At 66.3% G+C, this 19,431-nt stretch carries 15 protein-coding genes and 1 pseudogene; 7 read left to right on the forward strand and 9 right to left on the reverse strand.

Annotation, left to right across the window (positions count from 1 at the left end; translation table 11 throughout):
• Nucleotides 1–380: 380 nt before the first annotated feature.
• The gene (locus OG462_RS44370) at nt 381–791 is read right to left on the reverse strand and encodes a transglycosylase SLT domain-containing protein (RefSeq protein ID WP_406053566.1); all 411 of its coding nucleotides are present in this window, start codon (nt 789–791) and stop codon (nt 381–383) included.
• Between the two features lie 387 nt (nt 792–1,178).
• Between OG462_RS44370 and OG462_RS44375 the strand changes: the two genes are divergently transcribed.
• Nucleotides 1,179–2,168, forward strand: coding sequence for an ABC transporter ATP-binding protein (locus OG462_RS44375; protein WP_406053564.1), 990 nt, complete (start codon nt 1,179–1,181; stop codon nt 2,166–2,168).
• The gene (locus OG462_RS44380) at nt 2,165–2,998 is read left to right on the forward strand and encodes an ABC transporter permease (RefSeq protein WP_406053562.1); all 834 of its coding nucleotides are present in this window, start codon (nt 2,165–2,167) and stop codon (nt 2,996–2,998) included. The genes OG462_RS44375 and OG462_RS44380 overlap by 4 nt, the downstream gene beginning before the upstream one ends.
• A 125-nt stretch (nt 2,999–3,123) precedes the next feature.
• Here OG462_RS44380 and OG462_RS44385 read toward each other — a convergent pair.
• A pseudogene (locus OG462_RS44385) lies at nt 3,124–3,817 on the reverse strand (transposase); the annotation flags it as partial.
• Nucleotides 3,818–3,851: 34 nt separating this feature from the next.
• On the opposite strand from OG462_RS44385, the gene OG462_RS44390 reads away from it, so the two are divergent.
• The 3 genes from OG462_RS44390 (at nt 3,852) to OG462_RS44400 (ending at nt 5,674) form a co-directional block, all read left to right on the forward strand.
• Entirely contained in the window at nt 3,852–4,478 is a 627-nt protein-coding gene (locus OG462_RS44390) for a L,D-transpeptidase (protein ID WP_406066277.1), read from the forward strand.
• Nucleotides 4,479–4,839: 361 nt separating this feature from the next.
• Nucleotides 4,840–5,220, forward strand: a complete 381-nt coding sequence (locus OG462_RS44395) for a peptidase inhibitor family I36 protein (RefSeq protein ID WP_406066916.1) — start codon at nt 4,840–4,842, stop codon at nt 5,218–5,220.
• 322 nt (nt 5,221–5,542) lie between these two features.
• Entirely contained in the window at nt 5,543–5,674 is a 132-nt protein-coding gene (locus OG462_RS44400; RefSeq protein ID WP_406053558.1) for a hypothetical protein, read from the forward strand.
• Between the two features lie 284 nt (nt 5,675–5,958).
• Here OG462_RS44400 and OG462_RS44405 read toward each other — a convergent pair whose 3' ends face one another.
• Nucleotides 5,959–7,284 (reverse strand): hypothetical protein, encoded by a 1,326-nt coding sequence (locus OG462_RS44405; protein ID WP_406053557.1) that lies wholly within the window; start codon nt 7,282–7,284, stop codon nt 5,959–5,961.
• Between the two features lie 1,606 nt (nt 7,285–8,890).
• Here OG462_RS44405 and OG462_RS44410 point away from each other — a divergent pair.
• Complete coding sequence (locus OG462_RS44410) at nt 8,891–9,094, forward strand: cold-shock protein (protein WP_406053555.1); 204 nt, start codon at nt 8,891–8,893, stop codon at nt 9,092–9,094.
• Nucleotides 9,095–10,069: 975 nt separating this feature from the next.
• Nucleotides 10,070–10,705 carry an ATP-binding protein gene (locus tag OG462_RS44415; protein WP_406053553.1) on the forward strand — a complete coding sequence of 212 codons (636 nt, stop codon included), beginning with the start codon at nt 10,070–10,072 and terminating at the stop codon, nt 10,703–10,705.
• Between the two features lie 406 nt (nt 10,706–11,111).
• Here OG462_RS44415 and OG462_RS44420 read toward each other — a convergent pair whose 3' ends face one another.
• Genes OG462_RS44420 through OG462_RS44445 form a run of 6 tightly spaced genes read right to left on the reverse strand, consistent with a single transcriptional unit; the run spans nt 11,112 to nt 19,357 of the window.
• Nucleotides 11,112–12,164: a 2-oxoacid:ferredoxin oxidoreductase subunit beta gene (locus OG462_RS44420; RefSeq protein WP_406053551.1), complete on the reverse strand. Its 1,053-nt coding sequence runs from the start codon at nt 12,162–12,164 to the stop codon at nt 11,112–11,114.
• Nucleotides 12,157–14,079 carry a 2-oxoacid:acceptor oxidoreductase subunit alpha gene (locus tag OG462_RS44425; RefSeq protein ID WP_406053549.1) on the reverse strand — a complete coding sequence of 641 codons (1,923 nt, stop codon included), beginning with the start codon at nt 14,077–14,079 and terminating at the stop codon, nt 12,157–12,159. Before OG462_RS44425 ends, OG462_RS44420 begins: the two co-directional genes overlap by 8 nt.
• Nucleotides 14,037–16,049, reverse strand: coding sequence for a 1-deoxy-D-xylulose-5-phosphate synthase (gene dxs / locus OG462_RS44430; RefSeq protein WP_406066275.1), 2,013 nt, complete (start codon nt 16,047–16,049; stop codon nt 14,037–14,039). Before dxs ends, OG462_RS44425 begins: the two co-directional genes overlap by 43 nt.
• Nucleotides 16,050–16,090: 41 nt before the next feature.
• On the reverse strand, nt 16,091–17,140 hold the full coding sequence (locus OG462_RS44435) for a polyprenyl synthetase family protein (RefSeq protein ID WP_406053547.1): 1,050 nt from the start codon (nt 17,138–17,140) through the stop codon (nt 16,091–16,093).
• A gap of 40 nt (nt 17,141–17,180) precedes the next feature.
• The gene (ispG, locus tag OG462_RS44440; RefSeq protein ID WP_406053545.1) at nt 17,181–18,335 is read right to left on the reverse strand and encodes a flavodoxin-dependent (E)-4-hydroxy-3-methylbut-2-enyl-diphosphate synthase; all 1,155 of its coding nucleotides are present in this window, start codon (nt 18,333–18,335) and stop codon (nt 17,181–17,183) included.
• On the reverse strand, nt 18,332–19,357 hold the full coding sequence (locus OG462_RS44445) for a 4-hydroxy-3-methylbut-2-enyl diphosphate reductase (RefSeq protein WP_406053543.1): 1,026 nt from the start codon (nt 19,355–19,357) through the stop codon (nt 18,332–18,334). Before OG462_RS44445 ends, ispG begins: the two co-directional genes overlap by 4 nt.
• Nucleotides 19,358–19,431: the final 74 nt, after the last annotated feature.

A 19,431-nucleotide genomic window follows, 5' to 3' on the forward strand; every position in this document is an offset into this window, starting at 1 on the left:
CTAGTGTGCGGAGCGGCCTTGGCGGAGCCAGTGGGCGGCCGATCCCGTCGCCCTGCGGCCGTTGACCGCAGCCGTAATACCCGCGCCGCGTGCACCAGGCACCGAAGCGCCGAGTCCTCCGCATGTACGACGAGATCGCTGGCGTCCTCGACGGCATCACCAAGCGCCCCGGCCCGAAGGACCCGCCAGCGCGTGGTCGTCGACACCGCCTTCATTGACACGAACAACAGGCCCATTACGGCACCTCTGCCAGCCGGTAACAGAGCACCGTCACCGGCAGTCCTGCAGGGGCGAGGCCCCTGCCGGGGAGCGTGACGGTGAGCGGCGACGACTTGCAGGCGATGTCCTGCTGCCTACGGCCGTCGTCTGCTCAGTGCCGGTCAGTAGTTGAACCTGTAGGCGACTTTATCGATGGAGCCGTAACGGTGCCATGCGTAGTTGCAGGCGGCGGTGATGTTCGCGATGGGGTCGTAGATGTTCCACGACGTGCCCTTGACATGGTATGCGCGGAACGTTGGATCGATGACCTGCATGAGGCCCTTCGATGGAATGCCCGCTCGCGCGTTGGAGTCCCACAGGTTGATCGCGTAGACGTTTCCGCTCGACTCCCGCATTATCGTGGCGCGGATCGCCCAGGCGCTGCCGGGAATTTTTTTGGCTCGCATCACGGCGAGCGAGTGGGTAATCCACCCATCGAGTCGGTTCTTGCTGGCCGGCGCGGCGGTCGCTTGAGGCGCCGCGACCACTGTCGTGCCGGCTGCTAGCGAGAGGCCTGCCAGGGCAATGGTCATGCGCCGGACTGCTGCGGTCGTTGTCTTTCTCAAGCTTGTCAGGTTTCGCATCGGTGCGTCCTTCCTGCAATGAGCTGGAAGGACGATTGGACCGGGACGCCGGGCGTGAGCCATGGGGAAGTACTACTCAGCTGGCCTGTAAGTGATGTAGCTAACGCTCAGCGCGTTTGCCGGATGGGCGTGACTTCGCGCTACTTCTCGCCCCGAAGAGGCGGTGACTGGTATTCGTTTGATCTGCTTGGATGTTTGCTCGGTCGACGGCGCGGGCCTGGTCCGGCCCGCACCTAACGTCGAGGCTGCGCCCCGGAGTCCGTCTGCGGGCGACGACCCCACGGCGTCCCACCACCACACCGGGAGGCACACAGTGACACGAGCCGAGGGACCGCGGTGACCGCCGCGGTGGCCGTGGAAGGCCTGCAGAAGCGGTACGGCGACCACGAGGCCGTGCGCGGCGTCGACTTCAGCGTCGCCGAGGGCGAGATCTTCGCCCTGCTCGGGCCGAACGGCGCGGGCAAGACCACCACGTTGGAGATCCTGGAGGGCTTCCGCGACCGCGACGGCGGGCGGGTCGAGGTCCTCGGGCGCGATCCCGGCGTCAAGGCCGACGGCCACTGGCTGCGCGGCCAGGTCGGCCTGGTGCTCCAGGACATCGCCGTGGAGCCCTATCTGTCGGTGCGGGAGACCGTGGCCCGCAACGCCGGCTACTACCCGGACCCGCGGAACGTCGACGAACTGCTCGACCTCGTCGGCCTGAACGAGAAGAAGGGCGCCAAGGTCAAGGACCTGTCCGGCGGCCAGAAGCGCCGGCTCGACCTGGCGCTCGGCGTCGTCGGCCGGCCCAGGCTGCTGTTCCTGGACGAGCCGACCACGGGCTTCGACCCGAACGCGCGCCGCGGGGCCTGGGACGTCGTGCGCAATCTGCGGGACGACGGCACCACCATCGTCCTCACCACCCACTACATGGACGAGGCGCAGGCGCTGGCCGACTCCGTCGTGGTCATCGCCGAGGGCCGGATCGTCGCCTCGGGCACCCCGGACACGCTGGGCGGCCGCGACAGCGCCCGGACCCGGATCCGCTTCGCGCTCCCGACGGGCGCCGCGCTCGCCGACGTACCCCTGCCGGTGAGCGATGTCGAGGACGGCCTGGTGACGGCGGAGACGACCGAGCCGACGGCCGCGCTGCACCGGCTGACCGGCTGGGCGCTCGACCGGGGCACGCCGCTCGACCGGCTGACCGTGGGGCAGCCCACCCTCGAGGACGTCTACCTGAGCCTGACCAGCGAGTACGTACAGCAGGAAGCCTCCTCGCCGTCGTCCGCGGGGGAGCGCAAGGCGCCCGCCGGACGAGGCCGCCGACCCGGACGGAGCCGCTCATGACTCCCCTGATCCCCCCGACCGCCGAGACGACCGCCCCGGCGGCCTCGGCGAACCACGCGGACGCCCCGCGCGAGCGGAACCCGCTGGCCCTGCTGGGCCATCAGATCCGGTACGAGCAGCTGTCGTTCTGGCGCAACCCGCAGTCGATGGTCTTCACCTTCGTGCTGCCGATCGTCATCATCGGCATCTTCGGCGCCGTGTTCGGCGGCAGCGAGGGCCAGGACTTCTTCTTCGGCCTGACCGGCATGCAGTACTACACGCCGGTGATCGCGGCCGTGTCCGTACTGGGCGCCTGTTACGGCCAGTTGGCGATCGTGCTGGCGATGCGCCGGCAGACCGGCGTCCTGAAGCGGCTGCACGCCACACCGTTGCCCGCCTGGGTCTACTTCGCCGGTCTGCTCGTGCACTGCGTCGTCGTCAGCATCGTGGACGTGGCGCTCGTCTTCGGCATCGGCGCGCTCTACGGCGTCGACCTGCCCACCCACTGGGGCGCGGTCCTGCTGACGCTCGTCCTGGGCGCGGCGAGCTTCTGCGCGCTCGGGGTCGGCGTGGCCTCGCTGATCAAGAACTCGGAGGCGGCGCCGGCCGTCGTGCAGTTCATCCAGTTCCCGCTGGTCTTCATCTCGGGCAGCTACTTCCCGATCCACGCGGAGCTCCTCAACACCATCGCGGGTCTGCTGCCCGTGAAGCCGTTCAACGACGCCATGCTGGCGCTCTTCACCCAGGACGCCGGTTTCCAGTGGCGTGACCTGGCGGTCCTCGCCGCCTGGGGTGTCATCGGCGCCCTGATCGCCGTCCGCAGCTTCCGCTGGGACCCGCGCCCCGAGTAGCCGGGGCGAGCACCACGAAAAGGCCCGACCGGGAGACCGGCCGGGCCTTTTCGTGATCCCCGTGGGGGGTGTCTCTATGTTCTTCGTCAAGGAGGTGGTGTCTGGTGTGCGGGTGTTTGGGATGGTTATGTAGCGAGGGTGATGCTGGGGGTTCGGGACTCGTAGAAGGTGCCGTCGCGGAGCATGGCGAACAGGACGCTGATGCGTTGGCGGGCGAGCCGGAGGAGTGCCTGGGTGTGCGTTTTGCCGCGTGCTCTTTGCCGGTCGTAGTAGGTGCGTGAAGCCGAGTCGACGTTCATGCAGGCGAAGGCGGAGAGGAGCATGGCGCGTTTGAGCTGCCGGTTTCCGCCTCTGGGGGGCGTGTTCGCCGTGGATCGAGGTTCCGGATGACCTGGTCGTGGGGGCGAGACCGGCGTAGGAGGCGAGGTGGGCGGCACTGGGAAAACTGGTGCCGTCTCCGACGGTGACCAGCAGGACTGCGGCGGTCCTGACTCCGACTCCGGGCATCGAGGTCAGGACCGGGTGAAGAGGGTGGGCCTCCAGCAGAGGTGCTGATCTGGGCTTCCAGGGCTCGGCTCTGTTCGTGGACCGCGGTGAGCGAGGCGGCCAGCGACGGGACGACGACGTCGAGGGTGCCGGTTCCCGGGACCACGACGGTCTGTTCGTCGAGGGCGTCGTAGACGTCGTCGATCAGCCGTGCGGCCATGCGCGGGGCCTTGGGACGGATCAACTCGACGAGTCTGCGGCGGCCGGCCTTCCGCAGAGCGGCCGGGGACCGTATCGCTCGAGGAGCCAGGTGACGGCCGGGTGGTCCAGCCTCAAAGTCGTCCTGAACAAACAGCCTGTCATCCGGATGAATGGCGAATCCATCGGTATCCCCAAGGACAGCCCCGATGCATACGATCTCAACGTCCGCCATGCCATCCGGGTCACGTGGAGCGTCGAGTACCTGCACGCCGCACCCTGGTCAGCCGATGCCCACGGTGTGGAAAACGACAGCCACGGCTGCACCGGCATGAGCACCGGCAACGCCGCCTGGCTCTACAACACCCTCAACGTCGGTGACGTCGTCCGCGTTATCAACGGCTCCGGACAGCAGATGAGCGCCTTCGAAAACGGCTCCGGGGACTGGAACCTCAACTGGCGGGAATGGCGCGCAGGCAGCGCCCTGCCATCCTCACCCGCCCGCTACGGACCGCTCCTTCGCCCCAGTCGGCCCGAGAATCTACCCGATGATCTGAGGTTTGCATGCTTTTGCCGCGGCTGGGGCTGTGGACGCCGGGCAGTGCGCGCGTTCTCGGCAACGGTGGGGCAGGAGATTCCTCCAAGCGCAAGGCTCTGGGTAGAGGAGTCTTGTCCCCGAGCCCCTGGTTATGGCCGCATCTCGGATGGCAGGGGTGCACTCGCGCCTCCATTGCCTCTAGCGAGCCGTTTGCCGGGTGTGACGCCGAGTTTCCCGCCCTGTCGCCCTGGCGGCTGACAGGGCCTGCGTACAGGGCCGTGTCGTCGCCTGGCACAGGTATCAGCTGAGATCTGAGCGGTTTGGTGGGTGGTGGCCTCACGCTCCGGCCCTCGACCAGATACGCAATGCCGCCCACCTGGCCAGACCACAACCGTGGTGAAAGGGCGCGTGTCGCGAAGCTGAAGAACCGCAGCTTGAGCTCATCTGGACCAGAGAACTCTTGGCGCTTGGTTTGAAATGCCAGTTTTTGAGTACATTCTACTCTTCCGGTCGCATGCTGCCTCAATGCTAGCTTCCGTGGGTCACAGTTTCCCTCACGTGAATTTGAAAGGCGGATAGGGGAATTATGCTCAAGCGCATGGCTACAACCCTGATCGCAATGTCGGCGCTACTTGTGGGAGGGGCCGGCATTAGCAGTGCAGCCGAGTGGAACGGATCCTGTGAGAATAGTGAATTCTGCATGTACAACGGGACTAGTTTCACCGGGAACAGGGCTGATCTTGTGGCGACTCCCGCAGATGATTTCACCTCTTTCTGGGGTTGGGACTTCCCGGGCACTAGCGTCGATGTCGACAATGCAACAAGTAGCAGCTGGAATAGAACGATAATGCAGATCAGGCTCTACGAAAACAGTAACTGGGGCGGATCTGAAGTCCTCCATCGCGCCTCGGGCGCGGGTTGCATCGGAGGTACATGCCCCTCCTACAGTGGCCTAGGCCTTTTCAATAACAAGGCAAGCTCGATGCAGTCAGGGGTGTAACCGCCTTCCGCGTACATTTGGGAGGAATGTGCCGGCCACGCGATTGCCGTGACGCTGGCAAGGCGCCTCGTCGCGGCCGCGGCACGCCGTCAGGGCGTAGGTGGCGCTCGCGTGGTCCTGTCGCTCGCCGGGCAGGCGCTGTCCAAGATGGGTCTCACCATCGGTACCCCCGCGCGGCGACCTATCGGGCTGTGAGGCGCACAGACTATTTCCTCAGACAGACGGGGTGGTCTGTGAGGGTGTGAGCCTGTGAGGGGGAGCTTGCGCTCGTGCTTGCGTACACCCTCCGCGTCGGCCCGCGGGCGCGGAGGGGGACGGGGGCGTGGGCGAGCACGACCAGGACATCGTTGCCGGACCGGTGCGGCCGCCGCTCAGCGCGGCGCAGGCCCGGGAGTCGCGCCGGGTCTTCGCGAGGCGGGTGATCTCCACGCGCTGCATGGTTCAGGAGCAGTGACTACGGGGGCGCATAGATGACCAGCCAGGCCGGCCTGAGGGTCCCAGTGCGGTTCATGCGGCATCACCGTCACCGCATCGAGGTCCTCGACGCCGTCACAAGCCGCTACCTGGGGGCCGCCGCACATCAAGCGCAGTGCGTGAGGTAACGGCGGCCCAGGATCTGAAGGCGGCGCGCCGTGAGCGTTTCGCCGCATCAAGCCGCCACCAGGGCTCCGGTTCGCTCATGAAGTCGCGGTAGTCGCGTTCAGAGGAGCCGAAGGCGCGCCCGGTCGTGGTTGCACCTCACAGTGTCTGCCCCGCGAGATAGCGGTGCAGTGTGCGGTGAACGGTGTACAGCTCGATGCAGCGCTGGTAAGCGTCAGTGAGTCCGGGAGACTGCCGTTGGCTCACCCAGGGCTGCAGTCCAGGGTTGTGCCCGTGGATCGACCGGAAGAATTCCTTCCACCGCTCCGGAACGAAACGCAGGCCGTTCATCTGGGCCTCGGCGGCACCCAGATGGCTGTATTCAACCTGGAAGAGCGCGTCCAGCATGATCATGAATGGCAGTTGATAGCCGGAGGCTGCCCCGTTCAGCTCGTCGTTGATCCAGCCGCCGGTGAGCTGGATCTTCCGAAACTCCAAAGGATCGACCTTGGGTACGAGGTGCCGGACGCAGAAGTAGACGTTGCGCAGCGCGTCGTGAATGCACCGCAGTGCGAAGGCGCCCAGTTCGGCGTCATCCGCGGCGGCACATTCCAGTGCCAGACAACCCCAGCCGTACACCGGTACACCGAAGGATTCGACGGTGAAGAATGCACGGTAGAAGTCGAGCTCAGACTTGTTGACTCCATTGAGCCAGAAATAAGGTCTCACGTGATCCAGGGCGGTGAGATCACGATACGACACCTCTGCACCGTCTGACAGGCTGTCGATTCTCCATGCCCGCATGGTCATGATCAGCTGATTGAAGCGAGGCAGAATCCCTGTGGACTCCGAGAGTGCCGTGAGAAGCACGTTCAGGCAGGTGGGCATCTCGCTCGGCCCGCCGGCCGCCTCCAGCGCCGGGCTGCCCTGTCGCCACATGTGGTTCAGATAGATCAACGGGACCATCAGCATCTCTTGCTGCGGAAGAGGCAGGGAGATCGCTGCTTGGATGAGGTTGACCAGAGTCCCCGCGCGTGCAGCGAGGGACTCGTTTTCCCCCTCCATCCAGCGCCGGAAGGAGCGTGCGTCTTCGTGGGAGTAAAGAGTGCTTGCGGCGTCACACAGCGCGGCCATGCCTGCCAGGGGCGCGGGGAAGCGGTAGTCGGGGGACCTGGACGGCATGAATCCGGTCTGTGTCGACGCGAGCAGGCCCAATGCGTCCAGCGGCTGCCGGGCCGCGCAGCCGAGTGGATCGCCGTAGTCAAAATCCAGCCGGGTTTCCGGAAGAGCGAGCAGCGGAACGTCCCGTGTTGCCACTCCGTAGACCGGCTCGCCGAGGGCCGGGGTCCGCACCTGCGGTGAGGACAGTTCTACGGGCGGCAGGTCCGCTGACAAAGGGGTCGGGTGGGCCCGGAGCGTTTTCAGTCGCGTCGGCCAGGAGACGGGTGCCAGGTGAGGTTCGTCGACGTACAGCTGAATGGTCACAGCTAGTCACCGCCTCCGGCGCGTACGGTTGTCCTCTGTCCTTGAGGGGCCTATCCCAACTCTTCGCTGCCAAGACGAGGGCGGCATGAGTACCTACTGCTCATCCCGCCTCGATGTTGTATCGCCCCTCGTCACAGAGCAGCCCATGCCATGGAGTAGGGCGTCCAGTGTCAGCAGCTCCCGGGTCTGCGGAGAGCGGCGGCGAGAGGCCGGGCGGGCGGAGCTGGGCGCGGGTGGCGACGACCCACCCAAACCCACCGGTCGGCCTGGACGGGTGACGCAGCCGGAGCCGGGGCATCCCCATGGTCTGCTTGAGGAAGCGGAACCTGTGCTCGAGGTCGAATCTCCCGAGGAAGATTCCCCACAGACGGTCGACGTCGTGCGCGGCAGCGTCGGGTCGCTGTGCCATACGGGGGCACGGTTTCCCGGCAGGTATTCGATCGCCAGATGTAGCAACGTGCCTTCGATAATGTGGAGTTCGTTCGCCCTCGTGCCCGGTCCACGGGCCGCGGCGTTCCAGCTTCGGGTACAGGCGCCTCCAGCAGAGGGCGATGACGGCGCCGAACCGGTCGTGGACGGCGGACTCCTGGCCGGGGTCGCGTGGGTGGCCTGGTCGGTGAGGGCGACCGCGACCTGGTACGCCATCCCGGAATCGTCTGCCGCCACCCGTAACCCGGCGCGATCGACAGCTGCCGGTCACTCCCACGCGGCAGCTCAAGCCTGGCAGAACGGCCCGCAGCCGGCACACATCGATCCGACCGTCAGCCAGTACGTCGTATATCGCGCGGTGTCCCCGCCGACGCACCGCCTGAAGCGACAGCTCCGGCAGCGAGGCTACCGGACCCTCCGCGGACAACACCGCGTCCACCAGCTCGAGCAACGCACCCCCACGGCCTTGACCGTCCACCGCGGGCCGTGATGCTCGACCGCGATGAACACTGCCTGCTGCTCCTGCGCGGCCCGGTAGGCGGCGTTGAAGGTGTCGGGGTCTGTTGCGTCCGGGATCAGGCCGGCGGGGCAGGGGATCGGCAGCGGCTGCATCGGATCATTCTTCCAGGCGGAGGGGAAACCACTGTGTTGACGTGGTGCGTGTCTTTGGGGGTGTGGGCGCGTTGAGGTGTGTGACGCGTGCACTGGTCGGGGCGCCCCACGCCCGGACCCGCGCGGTCGGCGGCCCCGGTTCTACGCCTCAGCGCCGGGGCCGCCCCACAGATCCGCGGTTCCCTTTCCCGGATCATGCGACCGGCCATCCTGGTTTTTCCTCCGGACCGGGACTCCGCGCCACCAGCCAGCGACGGCCCTGGGCCGCACTGACCCGGGGCCGGGGAGGTGGCCCCCAGGCTGCCGACCAAGACCGTAAGCCTGGGGCCGTCCTGGATGGTCTCGAGGGTGGCTTTGGTTCTTGTGGCGGTCACGAGGCGTTTCTTGTGATGACAGAGGGTGGGGATGTGTAGCGTCTGAGGTAGCTGTCGTGGTTCGAAAGTTCCCTTTGCCTGCGTTTGCGGCGTGGGCGTTTTGCTGCGTGCTGTGAGGCGCGGGGACCAAGGCGGCCACCTGTGTCTTCCGCGTGGTGTGGGAGGCGTTCATCGGCTGGAAGGCATAAGACATGGCTACGGGAACTGTGAAGTGGTTCAACGCGGAGAAGGGGTTCGGTTTCATCGCCCAGGATGGTGGAGGCCCGGATGTCTTCGCCCACTACTCGGCGATCAACTCCACGGGCTTCCGCGAGCTCCGGGAGGGCCAGAATGTGACGTTCGACGTCACACAGGGCCAGAAGGGCGCGCAGGCGGAGAACATCTGTCCCGCCTGACCTTTACCGCCCAGCCCCGCGAACAAGGGCCTTGCCCTGGGTAACGGCACGCCCCAACTGGCTTTGCCCGGGGGGCGCTTGTCGACCGCGACGCGCATGGTGTCCAAACCCGGGGTCAAGGCCCATCCGCGCACGACTCCACGGCCGCCACGGGGGCACTCTTCAGTGGTGCTTCACACTGGCTGGAGTCGGCGAATGGCTGGCTGTCTCCGGGGAGGCGAAGCCCTTGTCCGTGACCGGTAGCAGGCCGGGGCGGCCGGTGACTGTGTCCGGCTCACGATCCAACATCGCCGTCAGTACCTCGCCCTCGTCTGGCCTGGGTTCGCAAGGGACCACAAGATCGGCATACAGACTGGGGTGCGCACGAGGTGTAGCCCCATGCCCCAGAGCAATCGGGAAAGGCTGGTGCAGTATCCGGCCCGGCTGGCCAGGTCCGATCGCTTCGCGGTAGGGCGTGAGCGGTCGTACTCGACCGGAGTGGAGCCGATGATTCTTGTCGAACCAGAAGTCGGTATCCGTCGAGAGAAGCCGAACCCCTATCGAAATGATCTTTGAAGTGGTTGGCAGCGCGATCTCTTCGAGTTCCGTGTAAGGACAGCTATCTGCCAGAGGCCGGGCTGAGCTCGGTTGACGGCATGCCGCCACGCTCAAGGAACAACCGGGGGCCCACCACCGGGGATGCCGCACGCGACCGCCGTGGCCCCACTGGTCACTACCTCGGGGATCTTCAAAAGCCCCCTCCATCTCCCGGCGGATCGGGGGCCGTCGCGGCGAACGCATCGCCGGACGCCCCGTCATCCGTTTGGCACCTCGCCTCCCGGCTGAGGACGCTCTGTCGAAACTGCCCCAGGCTCGCACAGGTATCTGTTTTTTGGCTTTTGGGTATTGCTTGCTCAGGGATTCTGTGCTCTGCGGGAGTGTGCTGGAGGTACCAGAGAAGGCTTCCGATCCCGCACTGGACAGGCAGTGATCCCGATGACGACGACCACGATCTCCCCAGGCGGGCCGCAGCCTCCCGTGCTGCAGGCCGTGCCGGCCGGCAGCCGTGTGTTCAGTCTGTCTCTGGAGCACGGGCACCTCGCGCCGGCCGCCGCGCGTCATGCCGCCCGCCCGGTCCTGGAGGCCTGGGGCCTGGCAGAGGACCGGGTCTACGACACACTGCTGGTGATCTCCGAGCTGGTCACCAACGCCGTCACACATGCGCTGCCCCCGGTTGTCCTGCACCTGCACGGCACCATGGACGGCTCAGGACGGGTCCAGGTCCACGTCACCGACGGCGGCCCCAACAACGCGGCTCGACCAGGGCAGCTGGGCGGCCGGCAGGCCCGACGGCGAACACGGCCGCGGCGACCTCATCATCACCGCACTCGCCGGCAGCACCGGAACCGGCAGCGAGACCGACCCCGGCCTCAACGGGCTCATCGATCACTGGGCCGACCTCGACGCAGCCTGAACAACCGTCCTGGCACCCGGCAAGAACCCCCACCCACGGCCGACGCCCGCAACGAAGACGACAGAGCACTCAGCCCCGCGAGAAGCCGGAGGCAGCCGTGCGAGCGGACAAGGAAGGGCACGGTATTCGTCGAGGAGACGAGACCCGCAGGTGCCTGAGTACGTCTTCGTGGTGTTCTCCGCTCACGACGCCATCCCCCTTGGCATACCGCGAGGCCCAGGTCGTCACCATCGACGCGACCTGTTCGCTGGTTACCACGGTGCATCAGCATGCGGAGGCCGTGTGATCGGGCTCGAAGCGGCACCTGATGTGGTGCTTCAGCCAAGGCCGAGTTCAAAGGCTGGCAGGGTCGCTTATAGGCCGTGACCGATACTGCCTGGGACACTTCGCTGCGGCCAGTGCATGGGGCCCGGCTCCGCATATTGCTGTGAACAAGCGGTGCAAGGGCAATGGCTGAAGACTGTTCTGCATCAGGGCGTGTGCTCGCAACGTCGGCATGCAGTGATGACATCGTCGGATCTTGGCACCGAGCTGCCGCACAGTGCATCATCCTCCTGTCCTGCGTCAGCCCACGACCGTCCACGTGTCGTTCCCCGTCAGCAGCTGCCCCAGGTCGCCCTTGCCGTGCTGCTCCACCGCCGTCTCCAGCTGGTCCGCCATCAGCGTGTCGTACACCGGCCGTTCCACCGACCGGAACACCCCGATGGGGGTCTGGTGGAGGGTGTCCGGGTCCGCGAGCCGGGAGAGCGCGAAGGCCGTGGTCGGGGTGGTGGCGTGGGCGTCGTGGATCAGGGTCCGCGACTCGTTCTCGGGGGTGACCGTGACGACCTGGAGGTCGCCGGTCGCCTGGTCGCGGATGACACCCTTCTCGTTCTCGGCGCCGAAGCGGATCGGCTGCCCGTGTTCGAGGCGGATGACCGCTTCCTTGGCCTGGTCCTTGTCCTTGAGGACCTCGAAGGCGCCGTCGTTGAAGATGTTGCAGTTCTGGTAGATCTCGACGAGTGCCGTGCCGTTGTGGTCGGCGGCCTGCCGCAGTACCTCGGTGAGGTGTTTGCGGTCGGAGTCGACCGTGCGGGCCACGAAGGAGGCCTCGGCGCCGAGGGCGAGCGACACCGGGTTGAAGGGCGCGTCGAGCGAGCCCATCGGCGTCGACTTGGTGATCTTGCCGACCTCGGAGGTGGGCGAGTACTGGCCCTTGGTCAGCCCGTAGATCCGGTTGTTGAAGAGCAGGATCTTGAGGTTGACGTTGCGCCGGAGGGCGTGGATGAGGTGGTTGCCGCCGATGGAGAGTGCGTCGCCGTCGCCCGTGACGACCCAGACGGACAGGTCGCGGCGGGAGGTGGCGAGGCCGGTGGCGATGGCCGGGGCGCGGCCGTGGATCGAGTGCATCCCGTAGGTGTTCATGTAGTACGGGAAGCGGGAGGAGCAGCCGATGCCGGAGACGAAGACGATGTTCTCCTTCGCCAGGCCCAGCTCGGGCATGAAGCCCTGGACGGCGGCGAGGACCGCGTAATCACCGCAGCCGGGGCACCACCGCACCTCCTGGTCGGACTTGAAGTCCTTCATGGACTGCTGGGCCTCGGCCCGGGGGACCAGGTGGAGGAGGGGCTCACTCATCGATGGCCTCCTTGAGAGCGGCGGCGAGCTGCTCGGCCTTGAACGGCATGCCGTTGACCTGGGTGTGGCTGCGGGCGTCGACCAGGTACTTCGCCCGGACGAGGGTGGCGAGCTGTCCGAGGTTCATCTCGGGGACGACGACCTTCTCGTACTGCTTCAGGACCTCGCCGAGGTTCTTCGGGAAGGGGTTGAGGTGCCGCAGATGGGCCTGGGCGATGGGCAGTCCGGCAGCCCTGAGGCGGCGGACGGCCGCCGTGATCGGCCCGTAGGTGGAACCCCAGCCGAGGACCAGGGTCCGCGCGCTGTCCGGGTCGTCGACCTCGATGTCGGGGACGTCGATGCCGTCGATCTTGGCCTGCCGGGTGCGGACCATGAACTCGTGGTTGGCGGGGTCGTACGAGATGTTCCCGGTGCCGTCCTGCTTCTCGATGCCGCCGATGCGGTGTTCGAGACCGGGGGTGCCGGGCACGGCCCAGGGGCGGGCGAGGGTCTCCGGGTCGCGCTTGTACGGCCAGAAGACCTCGGTGCCGTCGGCCAGCTCGTGGTTGGGGCCGGTGGCGAACTGCGTCCGTAGGTCCGGGAGTTCCCCGACGTCCGGGATGCGCCAGGGCTCGGAGCCGTTGGCGAGGTAGCCGTCGGAGAGCAGGAAGACCGGCGTGCGGTACGTGAGGGCGATCCGGGCCGCCTCGATCGCCGCGTCGAAGCAGTCGGCGGGCGTCTTCGGGGCGACGATCGGGACCGGGGCCTCGCCGTTGCGCCCGTACATGGCCTGGAGGAGGTCGGCCTGCTCGGTCTTGGTGGGCAGACCGGTGGACGGGCCGCCGCGCTGGATGTCGACGATGAGCAGCGGCAGCTCCAGGGAGACCGCGAGGCCGATCGTCTCCGACTTGAGGGCCACACCGGGGCCTGACGTGGTCGTCACGCCGAGAGCACCGCCGAAGGCGGCCCCGAGGGCGGCGCCGATGCCGGCGATCTCGTCCTCGGCCTGGAAGGTCCGCACACCGAAGTTCTTGTGCTTGCTGAGCTCGTGGAGGATGTCCGAGGCCGGGGTGATGGGGTACGAGCCCAGGTACAGCGGCAGGTCCGCCTGGCGGGAGGCGGCGACGAGGCCGTACGAGAGGGCGAGGTTCCCCGAGATGTTCCGGTAGGTGCCGGTGGGGAAGGCCCGGGTCGCGGGGGCGACCTCGTACGAGACGGCGAAGTCCTCGGTGGTCTCGCCGAAGTTCCAGCCGGCCCGGAAGGCGGTGACGTTGGCCTCGGCGATCTGCGGCTTCTTCGCGAACTTCTGCCGCAGGAAGGTCTCGGTGCCCTCGGTCGGCCGGTGGTACATCCAGGAGAGCAGCCCGAGCGCGAACATGTTCTTGGAACGCTCGGCCTCCTTCCTGGACAGGCCGAACTCCTTGAGCGCCTCGACGGTCAGCGTGGTCAGCGGCACCGGGTGGACCCGGTAGCCGTCCAGCGAACCGTCTTCGAGGGGCGAGGTCGCGTAGCCGACCTTGGCCATGGCGCGCTTGGCGAATTCGTCGGTGTTGACGATGATCTCGCCACCGCGCGGTACGTCCCCGATGTTGGCCTTGAGGGCGGCGGGGTTCATCGCGACCAGCACGTTCGGGGCGTCGCCCGGGGTCAGGATGTCGTGGTCGGCGAAGTGGAGCTGGAAGGACGAGACGCCCGGCAGGGTTCCGGCGGGTGCCCGGATCTCGGCCGGGAAGTTCGGCAGCGTGGAGAGGTCGTTCCCGAAGGACGCCGTCTCCGAGGTGAAGCGGTCACCTGTCAGCTGCATACCGTCACCGGAGTCACCCGCGAAGCGGATGACCACCCGATCGAGACGGCGCCCGGGCTTCCTTCGCTGGCTGGGGATCACTGGGCTGCTCAGTGCAGTGTCTGCAGGGGAGTGTCTGGACAGTGGTGGCATGCCGGTGTGCTTTCGTGAGCGAGCGGGTGGCTGATTCTGGCTTCCTGGATGCAGACGGAGATCTGCCGGGCGATGCCTGGCGCGGTGAGGCCGATCTCGGCAAGGACTTCCTCCCGCTTGGCGTGGTTGAAGAATCGCTGCGGGATGCCGAAGTTGCGCAGGGGCACGTCTACAGAGGCGTCGTGCAGCTCCTGGGCGACAGCGGAGCCCACGCCTGCAGAGCGGCTATTGTCCTCGACGGTGACCACCATGCCGTGCTCAGAGGCGAGAGCGGGCAGCGCAGGATCAACGGGCTTGACCCAGCGAGGGTCGACGACCGTAGAGCTGATCCCCTGTGCTTCGAGCAGCTCCGCAGCTTCTATACAGGTGGAGGCCATGGCGCCCACAGAAACAAGCAGCACGTCGGCACGCTGGGTGCATGGACTGCTCTCGCTGGCGGGGGCAGTGCTGCCACGCAGTACGTCCATGCCGCCGATGCGGCCGAGAGCGGGGACGTCGGGGCCGACGGCGCCCTTGGGGTAGCGGATGACGGTGGGGGCGTCCTCGACGCCGGCAGCCTCGCGCAGCTGGGCGCGGAGCTGGCTGGCATCCCTCGGCGCGGCCAGACGCAGACCGGGGACAACCTGAAGGATCGACATGTCCCACATACCGTTGTGACTGGCGCCATCGGGGCCGGTGATGCCGGCACGGTCCAGTACGAAGGTGACGCCCAGCCGGTGCAGGGCAATGTCCATGAGGAGCTGGTCGAAGGCCCGGTTGAGGAAAGTGGCGTAGATCGCTACAACTGGATGAACTCCCCCGGTGGCCAGGCCAGCGGCAGAGACGGCAGCGTGCTGCTCAGCGATGCCCACGTCGAAGACCCTCTCGGGGAACTCCTTGGCGAAAGGCGCCAGGCCAACAGGATGCAGCATGGCTGCCGTGACGGCCACGATGTCCTCACGCTCACGTCCCAGGGCGAGCATCTCTTCGCCGAATACCGCAGTCCAGTCTCTGCCGGAGGGCTTCAGCGGCAGACCGGTGTCAGGATGGATCGCGCCCACAGCGTGGAAGCGGTCCTCGTCGCACCGCTCGGCGGGGCTGTAGCCACGGCCCTTCTCGGTGAGGCAGTGGACGATGACGGGTCTGCGGAAGTCACGAGCCTGCTGCAAGGCGGCTTCCAGGGCGGCGATGTCGTGGCCATCGACGGGACCGATGTACGCCAGCCCCAAATCCTCGAACACCGTGGGTGCCGAAGAAAGGTCTACGGTTCCTCCGCTGCCGTGGGGGGAACTGGGGAACGGCCGCCCCGAGACGCGGCAGCCGTCTGCCTGGTCCACGCTGTCCCGCGCGGGGCGAAGAGCGGCCAGATGGCTGGCGAGGCCGCCTATGGTCGGTGAGTAGGAGCGCTGGTTGTCGTTGACGACGACAATGACGGGACGTTCCTTGGCTGCGGCGATGTTGTTAAGTGCCTCCCAGGCCATGCCTCCGGTGAGCGCCCCGTCACCTACGACGGCGACGACAGGGCGGTTATGGTGCCCGAGCAGCTGGTTGGCCTTGGCCAGGCCATCTGCGTAGCCGATGGCGGTGGAGGCGTGCGAATTCTCGATCACGTCGTGCTCGGACTCTGTACGTGAGGGATAACCGGACAATCCGCCACTCGCTCTGAGCCGAGAGAAGTCCTGGCGGCCTGTCAGGATTTTGTGCACGTAAGACTGATGGCCGGTATCGAAGAGGATACGGTCGCGGGGAGAGTCGAATACTCTGTGCAACGCAATGGTGAGTTCGACTGCACCGAGGTTCGGCCCCAGGTGACCTCCAGTCTGCGCGACATTGTCCACCAAGAAGCTGCGGATCTCTCCTGCCAGGGACTCGAGTTCCTGACCGGTGAACGCGTCCAGCTTCCGCGGGTTCGTGATAGTCGGCAGCAACGGCCGGTGCTGGCTTGGGCGCGGCGCTGAAAGGATTGGCGAAGCCTCCTCATGGCAGTCCATAGTGCGCGCGGAGGCCAGGGAATACGGTTCCATCAAGACTCCTACCTTTCCCGTTTTACGATGAATGTGGCCAGCATGGTGAGCTGTTCCTCAACCTCGCCAGGAATGTGCACCTCGCTCAGGGCAGCCACTGCTGTGGCGTGCTGGCGACGTGCCTCGGCTTCCGCGAACGCACGCCCGCCAGCGGCTTCGATGAGCGCGGCGCGCTGAGCGAGTTGATGCTCATCGTCGTCTGAGGTGTTCGGGTCGGTGAGCAGGTCGGACAAGCGGCGGGAGGCGGTGCCGCCTTCGGCGAGAGCGGCACAGACAGGCAGGGAGTTCTTGCGCCGCCGCAGGTCTCCCCAGCGTGCCTTGCCGGTGATCTGCGGGTCACCCCAGATACCCAGTAGGTCGTCTACTGCCTGGAACGCAAGCCCTAAGTGGTACCCGTAGCGGTACAGGGCGTGGGAGACACGGTCGTCAGCACCCGCCAGTACTGCACCGATCCGGCATGCACAAGCCAGCAGAGCCCCAGTCTTGCCGCCCTCCATCACCAGGCACTCCTCAACAGTGATGCCCTCGGTCTTTTCAAAAGCCAGATCCTGGCACTGACCGTCAATCAGCGCACACGTCGAGCTGGTGAGCTGCTGGACGGCACGCAGGGTGTCTTCAGGAGCGCTGCCTCGTTCCGTGGCCTGCAAGAGCACCTGCGGGGCAAGCGCCAGCAGGGCGTCGCCCACCAAGATCGCCTGAGCGGAGCCGAAGACCGACCAGGCCGTCGGGCGGCCCCGGCGAGTGTGGTCGCCATCCATGATGTCGTCGTGAAGGAGGGAAAAGTTGTGAACCAGCTCTATGGCCACCGCACCCGGGATCCCCACCTCGTCTGTGGCGTCGGCGGCCTGAGCGGACAGCAGAACCAGGGCGGGACGGACTGCTTTGCCCGCGTCGTCGGCGGTGGGGCGGCCGTACTGGTCGTTCCAGCCGAAGTGGTAGCCGGCGATCGTGTTCATAGGGGCGGCTAGCCGGCCGACGGATTCACGCAGGGCTGGTGTGTACCGGGCCCGGCTGTATTCCAGCAGCGCAGGTGCCGAGAGAAAAACTGTGTCTGCCATGGTGGACGCATTCCGTCGTATGTGAAGTGCGGGGAGAGTGCTACTTTGAGGCGATCACTGTGACGGTGGGATCGCCTTCTCCGCCCATCTGGCCGGCGAGTGCGAGGGCTTCGTCAATCAGGGTTTCCACGATCCTCGACTCTGGCACGGTCTTGATCACCTTGCCTCGGACGAAAATCTGTCCCTTGCCGTTACCCGCTGCCACGCCCAGGTCTGCCTCCCGGGCCTCTCCCGGACCGTTGACCACACACCCCATCACTGCCACGCGCAGCGGGACAGTCAGCCCGTCAAGCCCAGCGGTGACTTCCGCCGCCAGCTTGTAGACATCCACCTGTGCACGCCCGCACGACGGACACGAAACGATCTCCAGCCGGCGCTGACGCAGGTTGAGCGATTCCAGGATCTGGATACCGACCTTGATTTCCTCGGTCGGAGGAGCCGACAGGGAGACCCTGATCGTGTCTCCGATGCCCTCAGCCAGCAGTACACCGAAAGCAACTGCTGACTTGACGGTTCCCTGGAACGCCGGGCCGGCTTCAGTCACCCCCAGGTGCAATGGGTAGTCGCAGGCGGAAGCCAGCTGCCTGTAGGCGTTGACCATGACGACTGGGTCATTGTGCTTCACCGAGATCTTGATGTCCCGAAACCCGTGCTCCTCGAAGAGAGAGCATTCCCACAGAGCTGATTCCACCAGAGCCTCGGGGGTCGCCCGTCCATACTTCTCCAGGAGTCTATTGTCCAGAGACCCGGCGTTCACCCCGATGCGGATCGGCACACCTGCCCCTGCAGCCGCACGGGCAATCTCTTTGACCTTATCGTCGAACTGCCTGATATTCCCGGGGTTCACCCGCACGGCAGCGCAGCCCGCGTCGATTGCTGTGAAGACGTACCTCGGCTGAAAATGGATGTCGGCGATCACGGGAATTTGGGACTTGCGGACGATGCCGGGCAGTGCCTCTGCATCGTCCTGCGAGGGGACCGCCACCCGGACGATCTGACACCCCGCCGCGGTCAGCTGCGCGATCTGCTGGAGCGTGGCATCGACGTCTGCTGTCACGGTCGTGGTCATCGACTGCACCGACACGGGTGCGTTGCCGCCCACCGGAACGTTTCCCACCATGATCTGCCGCGATGTGCGCCGAGGGGCAAGGGACTGGCTCGGCATGGCGGGCATGCCCAGCGAAACCGTGGTCATGAGATCCCCTCAACGGCGTCATCGCTGGCGGGGGCTCCAGACTCTGCCACACCAGAGCCGCCGAACAGCTCCTCACGGGTGCGGGCCAGCTCGCGCGGGAGCCCGAAGCGCTGGGTCTCGGTGGTCGTCTCCACCGTCTGAACATCGTTCCAGCCGCGTTCGGCGAGCCATGCCAAGACATCGTTAACCAGCACCTCCGGTACAGAGGCACCGCTAGTGAGGCCGATGGTGGCGACGCCCTTCAGCCAGGCTTCGTCGATCTCGCTGGCGGAGTCGACCAGACAGGCGGCTCTGGCCCCGTACTCCCGGGCAACCTCGACCAGCCGTACGGAGTTGGAGGAGTTCTCCGAGCCCACCACGATCAGCAGGTCGCTCTCGGGGGCGATCTCCTTTACCGCGTTCTGGCGGTTCTGGGTGGCATAGCAGATGTCGTCGCTGGGCGGGGAGACCAGTGCCGGAAAGCGTTCCTTGAGCCGCCCGACGGTTGCCGTGGCCTCGTCCACCGAGAGAGTGGTCTGGGAAAGCCAGACAACCCTCTCCCCGTCTGGCACACGCACCGTGGCCGCGTCGTGCGCGTTGTCCACCAGCGAGGTGCGCTCCGGGGCCTCGCCCATGATCCCAATCACTTCCTCATGGCCCTCATGACCGACGAGCAGGATGCCGTAACCCTCCTCTGCGAAGCGCACGGCTTCCTTGTGCACCTTGGTCACCAAAGGACAGGTGGCATCGATAATGGCGAGCCCGCTGCGCTTGGCCTCACCGTGCACGGACGGCGCGACGCCATGCGCAGAGAACACCACAATCTCGCCGGCCGGAACCTCCTCCGTTTCGTCGACGAAGACCGCTCCTTTCTTCTCCAGGCTCTGCACGACATGCTTGTTATGCACGATCTGCTTACGGACGTAGATCGGTGCCCCGTACTGCTCCAGGGCCTCCTCAACAGCGGTGACTGCACGGTCCACCCCCGCACAGAAACCACGGGAACCGGCAAGCAAGACGCGGCGTGCGTTAGTTCGAGGCATCAGACATCAGTTTCTGCATCATCCATCTTGGCGGGTGGGGGGCCGGTGCTCGATATCGCAGGTATATAGAACAG

The sequence above is a fragment of the Streptomyces sp. NBC_01077 genome, from assembly GCF_045162855.1.
Taxonomy (GTDB): domain Bacteria; phylum Actinomycetota; class Actinomycetes; order Streptomycetales; family Streptomycetaceae; genus Streptomyces.

Coding starts and splice junctions, on each gene's coding strand:
- OG462_RS44370 (WP_406053566.1), bottom strand. CDS start 791: ATGACCATTGCCCTGGCAGGCCTCTCGCTAGCAGCCGGCACGACAGTG.
- OG462_RS44380 (WP_406053562.1), top strand. CDS start 2,165: ATGACTCCCCTGATCCCCCCGACCGCCGAGACGACCGCCCCGGCGGCC.
- OG462_RS44390 (WP_406066277.1), top strand. CDS start 3,852: ATGAATGGCGAATCCATCGGTATCCCCAAGGACAGCCCCGATGCATAC.
- OG462_RS44395 (WP_406066916.1), top strand. CDS start 4,840: ATGTCGGCGCTACTTGTGGGAGGGGCCGGCATTAGCAGTGCAGCCGAG.
- OG462_RS44410 (WP_406053555.1), top strand. CDS start 8,891: ATGGCTACGGGAACTGTGAAGTGGTTCAACGCGGAGAAGGGGTTCGGT.
- OG462_RS44415 (WP_406053553.1), top strand. CDS start 10,070: ATGACGACGACCACGATCTCCCCAGGCGGGCCGCAGCCTCCCGTGCTG.
- OG462_RS44420 (WP_406053551.1), bottom strand. CDS start 12,164: ATGAGTGAGCCCCTCCTCCACCTGGTCCCCCGGGCCGAGGCCCAGCAG.
- OG462_RS44425 (WP_406053549.1), bottom strand. CDS start 14,079: ATGCCACCACTGTCCAGACACTCCCCTGCAGACACTGCACTGAGCAGC.
- dxs (WP_406066275.1), bottom strand. CDS start 16,049: ATGGACTGCCATGAGGAGGCTTCGCCAATCCTTTCAGCGCCGCGCCCA.
- OG462_RS44435 (WP_406053547.1), bottom strand. CDS start 17,140: ATGGCAGACACAGTTTTTCTCTCGGCACCTGCGCTGCTGGAATACAGC.
- ispG (WP_406053545.1), bottom strand. CDS start 18,335: ATGACCACGGTTTCGCTGGGCATGCCCGCCATGCCGAGCCAGTCCCTT.
- OG462_RS44445 (WP_406053543.1), bottom strand. CDS start 19,357: ATGCCTCGAACTAACGCACGCCGCGTCTTGCTTGCCGGTTCCCGTGGT.